Raw genomic sequence first — 7,609 nt, forward strand, 5'->3', positions numbered from 1 at the left:
TTATTTTACATAGCAAATGACTTACACAATTGCTTTTTTGTTTAAATTATGAAAAATATTTTATTTGTTGTATCTTTAACCGAAAAATCAACTAAATTAATAAATATGATCAACAATTACGATTTGGTTGTCACCCGGGAGTCCTCAGGAGCAACTATTTTTCAAAGGATGAAAACAACATCATATTCGTTTAACAATCGTAACTGGTTTTCGATTGTTGTTACGTTTTTGATGTTGCTTTCGTTTGTTTTTGTACAAGCGCAGTCTTCTGCAAATTATACTTTTACAACGGGTACTAGTGCCTTGAATTCAATGACAGGGGCAACTACTTTAGTAACGGGAAATAATGATGATTGGGGAAGTACAGTTTTACCTATTGGATTTAATTTTATTTACATGGGGACTTATTACTCCCATTTTAGTGTGAATAGTAATGGACAATTGAGATTACATACAAGTGCTGGAGCTACAGCAATAGGTAGCTCAAATGTTTCTTCCTATTCAGCATCTAGTGTTACTATTGCACCAATGGCGGGAGATAATGAAACGGGTAATGGAATGTCATATCTTGTCTCAGGTACAGCGCCAAATAGGAAGTTAATCATAGAATGGAATAATTTTTATGCATATTACACAGATATGACTACATCTGGTAATATGCAATTGATTTTGAATGAAGGTACTGGTGTAATCGATTTTTTATATGGAAGTATCTACAATTCCCAATCAGCGGTTACTACAAGATCTATTTTTCATAGTTCAAGTAATACAGCAAACTCTTCTGCTTTTATTACTGTGGGGACTACACCGACACAAAATACTACTGCAACATCTCCAACAGTAAACTCATTTGCAGCGAGTGTTCAAATTGCTAATTTAGCGAATACTTTTTATAAATTTACACCACCTGTACCTGCTTCTGGTCCGACAGGTTTGGCTTTGTCTTCAGCTACCAGTACCTCAATGATATTGAACTGGGCAGCAGCTTCATCAACCACTAATGTTGTTAGATATGTTGTTTTCAATTCAATAAATGGAGGTGTTACCTATAATTTTGTTGCTAATGTGGCTTTAGGTACTAATACCTATAATGCTACTGGTTTAACTCCAGGAACAACGTACGATTGGAAAGTAGTAGCTATTAGTGAGGGTGTTGAAAGTGTACCAGCTACAGGAACACTTGCTACGACGGCAGCAACTACTTATTATTGGGTCGGTACAACGGGTGGCAATTGGAATACGGCTTCTAACTGGAATACAGTTGCAGACGGTACTGGAACAACCAGAGGCACTGTCGCTACAACCGATATTTTGATTGTAGATGGTGATGGAACTACTCCAGGTGGTACAACAACGATTAATGTAGATTTAGCAAGTTTTACAATTGGTCAGTTTAAAGTAACTAGCAATACAAATGTAACGTTACAGTCAAATGCGACTACGACAAGAACAATCACAATTTCAGGTTCTCCTGGTGATGATTTCGTTGTAGATAGTGGTAGTATATTAAACTTAAATCATGCAGCTAATCCTATTGCTTTTGCTTTCTCAGGAACAGGAAATACAGGTTTAATTGCAGGAACAATTAATTTAGCTGGCTCTACTTCAAATACAATTACAACTACAGGAGGAACGAGTACTTTAGTTACTGTAGCATCAACTGGTATTGTAAATTTAGGTTCAACTGGTAATTCACTGGTAGGTTCTGCGGCAACACTAAGCTTTTTAGCTGGTTCAAATTGTAATTCTACAGGTGCTACAACAGGAGCACCACCAGTGCCTTTAGCAACTTGGGATACAAATTCAACGTTGACGATTATTGGATTAACGTCTTCTACGACTGCAGCTACTAATAATAATCAGTCTTTTGGAAATATTGTATTTAACTGTCCTTTATTGACAGCTACGTATAATTTCTTCGGTTCAAATTCTGTAACTGTTAAAGGTAATTTAACTATTACAGCAGCAGGTGCAACTGGAGGAACAGGGATTTTTAGAGCTACATCTACAGGGACAATTACTGTTAATGGAAATATTTTAATTACGCAAGGTAGATTCCAAGCTGGAACTACAGGGACTGTAATTGCTAATGCAAATACTACTATTGCTACTAATGGTATTTTGGATACCGCATCAAGTACTGGTGTTTTTTCTCAAAGAGGAGCTAATCTTACAAATAATGGGGTTTTAACAGGTACCACAGGGACATTGCAGTTTCTTAATTTAACTGGAAGTTTTGCACAAACGTTTGCTGGTTCAGGTACAGTTTTAACTAATTTGGCTACGCTAAGTGTACAAAATACAGCAGGTTTAACTATTACTCATGCTAATCCTGTAATTATTGCAAGAGCTAATTTATTCCAAGGAATCATTACAGGTAGTAATAAAATTACTTTTGGAACTGGTTTAGCAGTCCCTTGTACAACTCAAATAGGGTCAGCAGGGTTGGTAACTCCAGGAGGTAGTTTTGATCAAGCTCCAATATTTAATTTAGGAACAGGAACTTACGCGTTAATTTATGCGCAAGAAAGTGTTAGTAGAACAGTTGGATTTGAAGTTCCACCTTCAAGATTAGTTAGTTCTATTAGTTTAACAAATTCAAATGGATTAGTAGTTGCTGGAGGTAATTTAGGTACAGGAACATTAACTTTTGGTACTGGATCTGGTAATATTACAACCAATACTTCTAATGTGTTGACTGTGACAGGAACAACAACAGGAAGTATTGTTAGGACATCAACAACTGCTTATGTAAATGGTCCATTAGAAATTACATTACCTGCAAGTTTGGCTACAGGATCAACTTATGTCTTACCTATTGGTAAATCTTCTTTGAATCCTTTTGAATTAGTAAGTCCAACAACAGCAGCTACAGGTACTGTAGTTGTTCGTTCAGAGGTATTTGATGGAGCAACTGGTGGAACTAATGGTATATTAATTGGTGCTTTAAACACTAATAGATATTGGGCTACTTCAATTACAAATGGCTCAGCTAATTTTACAAATTCACTAATTAAATTGAATGATACTCCAAATGGGGCGGATGCGATTGGTAGAAGTGCTACTTTAACTGGTGCGTATGACATGATAGGTGGTTTAACTACTACAGCAACAGCGAGTTCTTTACAGTCTACTAATCCAGCTGTAACTACTTTAGATGGATATTATGTTATGGCTTCCAAGGCGTCTGCTACACTTGCAACTCCAACTATTACTCCTTCTGGAAATCAATGTACAAACGTATCAAGAGCGATTAGTGTTTTAGTTACTCCTGGTGGTGGTTCAATTACTTCAGTAGTATTAAATTACAGTTTAAATGGAGTAGCTCAAACAGCTATTAATATGACAAATTCCACTAACAATGGTGGTTTGTCTGCTGACACATGGATTGCTACAATTCCAACTGTTACACCTACAAATGCGAATGTAACGTGGTCCATTGTAGCTACAGATTCTAATGGTTTAACTAAAAATATTGTTGGAACTCCTTATAAAGATGAGCCAACTAATGGTTTAACTGCTTCTGCTAATGCCTCATCAACTACAATTTGTGCTGGAAATCCTACTGTTTTAAATATGGATTTAGTAGGTAGTGGAAATGTCACTATTGGAACAGGAACTGGATTAACTCCAGGCTCTTCAGGAGGGACTGATGATGTAACTGCATTTAATAATTATAGAAGCTCTTATAAAATGCAAACTATTTACACTGCTGCTGAATTATACAGCGCAGGGTTAAGAGCAGGTAATATTACATCTATTGCATATAATATTTCATCAAATGGTAGTAGTACTACAAATAGTGCATTTGTCGTGAAAATTGGTACAACTTCACTTTCAACTCTTACTGATTTTGTTGTGAGTACTGGTTTTACAACAGTTTTTCCATCTGCAACTTATACACATGCAGTTGGATGGAATACAATTAATTTTAGTACTCCTTTTAATTGGGATGGTACTTCAAATATTGTTATTGAAGTAACTCATTCTGGTTCAAATTCTTCATATAGTGCAGAAACATATTTTACACCTACTACAGGAAATACTGTAGCTACTTCTTACAATGGTGGTACAACAGGAACTCCAAGTGTAAAAAGACTTAACATTAGATTTGGTGGGCAGGCTTCTCAAGCAGCTAATTCTTATTCATGGTCTAATGGTATAAGTGTTGTAGGTACAACTAATCCGTTAACAGTTAATCCAACAGTTACAACTACTTATACTGGTACAGCATTGATTGGAGGTTGTCCTGTAACGGCTACTACTACTGTAACGGTTAATCCTTTGCCAACGGCTCCTACCGCTACTAATTCTGCGCAATGTGGAACTCAAGTGCCAACAGCTAGTGTAGCTGACACTAATGGATTTATAACACCTACATTTAAATGGTATGGTGCTGCAACTGGAGGAACAGCTTTACAGTCAAGTACCTCTACAACTTATACTACAGCAGTTAGTACAACTACAACATTCTATGTATCTGTAGTTAATCCTACAACAAACTGTGAGAGTGTTCGTACGCCAATTACAGTTACAGTAAGTACACCTGATTTAATTTCTGCTACAACAACTACCTCTACAATTTGTTTAGGACAAAGTGCGGTTTTAAATGCTACGAATACTTCAACAACTCCATTTCAAAATTACACCTATTCTTGGTTGTCTACTACTGGAAGTGGTTTAGTAGTTTCTCAAAGTGGTGCTTCAATAACAGTTACACCAACAGCTGTTGGGACTTATACATATACAGTTACAGCTGTTGATGGAGGATGTCAAACAACTAATACTGTTGTTGTGACAGTTAATCCATTACCAGCAATTACTACTGCAACAGCAAGTCCAAACGTAGCTTGTGCAGGTAGTACAATTAATTTAGATGCAACTGTAATTAATATACAAGCAGGTACAGCTAATTTAGGTGCTGGTGCTTCTACATCTTCTTCTGCAGGTCAGTCTTTCTTACCAGGGTCTTGGGGAGGTGCTAAAACGCAATATTTAATTAGAGCTTCTGAATTAACTGCTTTAGGTTATTCAGCAGGTAATATTACATCACTTGCATTTGAGCCTACCACATCAGGCCAAACCTATACAGGTTTTCAATTATGGGTAGATCAAACGGTTTCTACGAATTTAACAACCACGTTCTTACCAGCAGGTACGCAAGTATATTTAGCTACAGGTGCTAACAACGCGTTCACTCCAGTAGCGAATACGGTTAATACTTTAGCTTTTGGTACGGGTGCAGGTTCAGCAACTTCATTCAATTGGGATGGAACTTCAAATTTAGTAGTAACATTTTCATGGAGTTCAGTACCAAGCGCAACAACTTCAACAAGTTCTACTATGAAAGTAGATGCGCCTGGATTTACATGTACTACTTACAACCAATCGGATAGTTTAACGCCAGCAGCTATGTTTGCTACAACATCTGGATCTACAGGAACTAATCGCCCTAAGTTTATTTTAGGTGGTCAAATCGCAACAAATGTAACATCTAGTTACAACTGGACATGGAAAATAGGAACAACTACGGTTTTAAATACGGCTTCTGGAACAACTACAGTTCCAACAGGTGCAACTACAACGTATACCGTTACGGCAACTAATATTGCAACGGGTTGTAGTGCTTCACAAAACGTTACAGTTTCTACAAACGTTGCTCCATTATCTATGTTTGCTATTGCTCCTCAATCTTCAAGTATTTGTGTTGGTGAGACGGTAACTTTGTATGCTAATCCAACGGGTGGTTGTATTCCATATACTTATTCTTGGAGCGATGGTACTTCAGTAGTAGGTACGGCTTCTTCATTAGCAGTATCTCCTACTTCTGACAAGACTTATACTTTAACAATTACAGATAATGCAGGGACACAGCTTGTTAAAACTGCTACTGTATCTGTAAATAATCCTCAACCAATTTCTGTATTAGGTCAAACTATTTGTGCTAGTAGTGCAGCGTTTACACTTTCTGCTACTGAGTCTGTATCTGGTAATTTATTAAATTGGTATGCAACGCAAACAGGAGGTAATATATTAGCTTCAGGTAATACATTTACAACTCCAACATTATCTACCTCAACTACATATTATGTTGAAGAAAATGCGTTGGGTGTTGCAAGTACAGGTTTAGGTAGAGCAGCTACTACTGCTACAGCAAGTACAACTCCATCTACTTATGGTTTAGTATTTAACTTAAATGTGAAAACTAAATTAAATTCAGTAGACGTTTATTTAGCAAGTACTACCGCTGGAAACTTGGTAATTGAATTACAAAATTCAGCTGGTACAGTAATTAATTCCAAAACAATTGCAGTTCCTGCAGGAAATGCTACTACTCCAGTACAATATACACTTCCTTTGGATTTCATTATTCCAGCAGGAACTGGATATAGATTATTAGCAATTTCAGGTACATCTATGGTGAGAGAATCTTCTTTAGGCGGTTTCCCATATTCGTTAAGTTATTTTGGTGATATTACAGGTGGATACATTTCAGGAGCTTCTACAAGTTATTATTTTTTCTATAATTGGAGCTTATCTGATATTTGTACTGGATTACGTGTTCCTGTAACTGCTACTTTAAATACTCCTCCTATGATTACTTTGAGTGGTACTTCAGCGACAATCTGTAGTGGACAATCTACATCTACTGCAGTTACTGTTGCAACAGGTGGTTCAAACTATAATACTTATACTTGGTCACCGTCTGTAGGTGTAACAGGAAATAGTTCTACTGGTTGGACGTTTAATCCAACAAGTACAACAACTTATACATTAACGGCTTCACAATCTTCAGGAACTTGTAGTACGACAGCTACTTACTTAGTAAATGTAAATTCTACACCATCAGCAATTACGATTGCTCCAACAGTACCAGCAGTTTGTGTGAATTCAATTCAATCGCTTACAGTTACAGGAGGAACTATAGGTTCTGTTGTTAATGTGGGAACTTCAAATAACACAAATTCAACAACGGGTTATCCTAGTCCATTTACTAACTATTATGGTGGTACGAAGCATCAAATGCTAATTAGAGCATCTGAATTGACAGCATTAGGATTATCTCCTAACATTCCAATTCAATCATTATCATTTGAAGTTACTGCTGTAGGTTCTACATTTACTGGAACGTTACAAAATTTCCAAGTGGATATGGCTTCTACTAATGCTACTGTATTAACATCTACAGCTTTTTTACCAGTAACTACAAATGTTAGAGCTGCGTCAGATTTACCAATTGCTGTTGGAGTTGTAACTATTCCATTGAACGGTAATTTTGCATGGGATGGAGTAAGTAATATTGTTATTCAAACATCTTACAGTAATGCTAATTCTGGGACAACTAATGATTTCGTTCAGATCAAGAACTCAGATCCTGGATTTATTAGTACAAATTGGTATAGAACTGATAGTTCAACAGCTGCATCTGTATTAGCAGCTACAACGCCTTCTAGTTCTGGAAACGCAAGACCTAATATGATTCTAGATAATTTAGCTTCTACAAGTATCACTTGGTCACCAACTACTAATTTATATACTGATGCAGCTGCTACAATTCCATATACAGGAGGTAATGCTACTACGCTTTATGTAAAATCTTCTAGTGTTG

The 7,609-nt window shown here is 36.6% G+C and carries 1 protein-coding gene; it reads left to right on the plus strand.

Features of this window, described 5'->3' with window-relative positions:
* Window positions 1-48: 48 nt before the first annotated feature.
* The coding region (locus QZ824_RS09855) for a fibronectin type III domain-containing protein (RefSeq protein WP_291275852.1) at window positions 49-7,609 on the plus strand (7,561 nt) is incomplete at its 3' end.

It is taken from the genome of Flavobacterium sp. (assembly GCF_021151785.1).
Taxonomy (GTDB): Bacteria; Bacteroidota; Bacteroidia; order Flavobacteriales; family Flavobacteriaceae; genus Flavobacterium.